The sequence below is a fragment of the Dietzia sp. SLG310A2-38A2 genome (assembly GCF_014145095.1).
Taxonomy (GTDB): domain Bacteria; phylum Actinomycetota; class Actinomycetes; order Mycobacteriales; family Mycobacteriaceae; genus Dietzia.
This window is the reverse complement of sequence record NZ_JAALDX010000254.1, coordinates 1-2415: the sequence shown is the minus strand read 5'-3', so window position 1 is coordinate 2415 and position 2415 is coordinate 1. Positions and strand designations below refer to the sequence as shown.

General features: G+C 70.0%; 3 protein-coding genes. All 3 read right to left on the bottom strand.

Annotated elements, in window-relative coordinates; translation table 11 throughout:
- A partial coding sequence (gene whiA, locus G6027_RS09375; protein ID WP_182636935.1) for a DNA-binding protein WhiA occupies positions 1–387 on the bottom strand: 387 nt, incomplete at its 3' end.
- Positions 388–409: 22 nt separating this feature from the next.
- Complete coding sequence (yvcK, locus tag G6027_RS09370) at positions 410–1411, bottom strand: uridine diphosphate-N-acetylglucosamine-binding protein YvcK (RefSeq protein WP_182636934.1); 1002 nt, start codon at positions 1409–1411, stop codon at positions 410–412.
- Positions 1412–1415: 4 nt separating this feature from the next.
- Positions 1416–2288: an RNase adapter RapZ gene (gene rapZ, locus G6027_RS09365; RefSeq protein ID WP_182636933.1), complete on the bottom strand. Its 873-nt coding sequence runs from the start codon at positions 2286–2288 to the stop codon at positions 1416–1418.
- Between the last annotated feature and the right edge of the window lie 127 nt (positions 2289–2415).

Here is a 2415-nt window from a genome sequence, read left to right as displayed (position 1 = left end):
CGACGCCTCCGCGGCCGCGACGGACCCGCCGACCACCGCGGCGGGCAGTCCCCGGACCGTGCGCCCGGCGCTGTCGACAAGGCCGAGCTGGCGGGTCAGGTCCGCACCCCGGTCGATCACCCGCAGTACGAACTTTCGAGCAGGCTTCCCCCCGGATCCCCCGATCGGGTGGATCTCGCAGGGCACCGAGAACAGCGAGTCGAGTTCACCGGACAGTCGATCGGCGATCTCGCCCGAATCGACCTCGGCCTCGATCACGAGGCGGCCCGAGAGGACCTGGAGGGTGCCCGCGAACCGTAGGAGTGAGGCGATCTCCGCCTTCCTGGTCTCGGAGTTACCCACCGGGACCCTCACCAGTTCGGACTTGACCTGTGCGGTCAGTGACACGCCCTGCTCCTTCGTTCTCCGGTCATTCATCGGCCCCCGCTGTCACCGAGGCGGCGAGCGCCCCGGCGAGCAGAGCAGGGTCATGCACGGGTCTCATCGTCCCATCCGGTGCCGTTCTGGCGATGTCCGCCACCATGACCCGCGCCCCGAGACCGGCCGCGGCACGGTCGAGGTGCTCGCGTTCGGTCCCGCTGAGCGGCATCCGCGGGTCCACCAGGACCACGTCGACGTCGACGTCGGGCGCGTGCTGGCGCAACACGTGGAGGTGCTGCTCGGCGGAGAACCCGGCGGTCTCCCCGTGCTGCGGCGCCAGGTTGAGGACGAGCGCCCTGGTCGCGGACGTGCAGGCCAGAGCGGACGCGATCTCCGGCACCAGTACGTTCGGGATGACACTCGTGAACCACGACCCCGGTCCGAGGACCACCATGTCCGCGGCCTCGATCGCCTCCACCACGCCGTCCGCCACGGGCGGGTCCGCGGGGATGAGGCGTACCCGACGCACACTGCCGGGTGTGGTGGCCACCGCGACCTGGCCGATGATCGTGCGCACCACCCGGGGGTCGGATTCCAGCCCGACGACCTCAGCGGCGATGTCCAGGGCGACCGGGGACATGGGCAGCACGCGCCCGGTCACCCCGAGCATCGACCCGACGGCGTCGAGCGCCTTGACGGGGTCGCCGAGCAGCTCCCAGAATCCCGCGAAGACGAGGTTGCCCACGGCGTGGCCCGCCAGCGCCCCGGTTCCGCCGTAGCGGTGCTGGAACAGGCTGGTCAGCCGTTCGTGTTCGTCGTCGTCGGCCGCGAGCGCACAGAGCGCCATCCGGAGGTCGCCGGGTGGCAGGATGTCCAGCTCGCGGCGGAGACGACCGGAGGAGCCACCATCGTCCGCCACGGTCACCACCGCGGTCACGTGGTCCGCCACCATCCGCCCGGCACGCAGGGTGGCGGACAACCCGTGGCCTCCGCCGAGGGCGACGAGTGACCCCATCCGGTCGGATCCACCGACCGTGGTCTGGCCGGTCATGCGATCACTCTCGTCCGAGGTCACGATGGCGGACGTGGACGTCGACGGAATCGAGACCGGCCAGTCGTCCGGCCAGTGATTCGGAGATCGCGACGCTCCGGTGCTTGCCACCGGTGCATCCGACGGCGATGGTCATGTACCGCTTGCCCTCCCGCCGGTACCCGGTCATCGCCAGACCGATCATCGACACCGCGGCGCGGAGGTACTCCTCGATCGACTGGTCCGCCAGGACGTAGTCCTGGACGGGCTTCTCGCGGCCGGTGTGCGCCTGTAGTTCGGGGATCCAGTGCGGATTGGGCAGGAACCGCATGTCCAGCAGCATGTCCACGTCGACCGGCACGCCGTACTTGAAGCCGAAGGACTCGACCGTGAGGTGGAAGTCGAACCCCAGGTCGCCGAACGGCTTCTCGAGCCGGTGCCGGAGGTCGTGGACGCTCAGGGCGGTGGTGTCGACCACGACGTCGGCGCGGCCGCGGATCCCCTCCAGCACCTTCCGCTCCCGTTGGATCCCGTCTATCAGCCCGTCGCCCGATTGCAGCGGATGGGATCGCCTCACGTTGTTGAAGCGCTTGACCAGGGCCTCGTCGGACGCGTCCAGGAAGAGGATCCTCGCCTCCGGGCGGCCGTCGAAGCGCCCGAGGAGTTCGCCGATGTGCTCGTCGAAACCCAGGCTGCGGACGTCCGCCACGATCGCGAACCTCCTGGGCTCGTCCTCCGTCTCGCCGAGGCGATCCACCACCTCCCCGATGAACCTGAGCGGGAGGTTGTCGACGACGTACCAGCCGAACTCCTCGAGCACCTTCGACGCCGTGCCCTTGCCCGCCCCGGACATCCCGCAGATGAGCAGGAGCTCGCGCCCCTCATCGTTCATGTCCATGGTTCACCTCGAGTCGCTCGTTCCGCCATCGCCGACCGCACGGTCCGAGTCTCCCACGTCGGCGCCCGACCCGTCCGGACCCCGCGTGTCCGCGGGTGCCGCATCCGCCGCCACATCCGCCACATCC